This window comes from Frankia sp. Hr75.2 (assembly GCF_949319125.1).
GTDB classification, from domain to species: domain Bacteria; phylum Actinomycetota; class Actinomycetes; order Frankiales; family Frankiaceae; genus Parafrankia; species Parafrankia soli.
Window position 1 is genome coordinate 1 of sequence record NZ_CASGGV010000274.1, and the last position, 233, is coordinate 233.

The following is a 233-nucleotide window of genomic DNA, read 5'->3' on the forward strand; positions in this document are numbered from 1 at the left end:
TCTGTGTGCTGCTGCTCTTCGGCGGCTACGAGACGACGGTGCACATGACCGGGAACATGGTGCTGGCACTCAACCGTCATCCTGACCAGCTCGACCTGCTTCGCGAGCGGCCTGACCTGATCCCCGCGGCCGTGGACGAGCTGCTCCGGTTCGATCCCCCGGTCCAGTTCACCAACCGGGTCGCGCTCCGGGAGCGCCGCCTGGCCGGCCGGGTCTTCGCCCGTGGCGAGGCC

The 233-nt window shown here is 69.5% G+C and carries 1 pseudogene; it reads left to right on the forward strand.

Annotated elements, in window-relative coordinates:
• Window positions 1-233, forward strand: a pseudogene (locus tag AC559T_RS18335) (cytochrome P450); the annotation flags it as partial.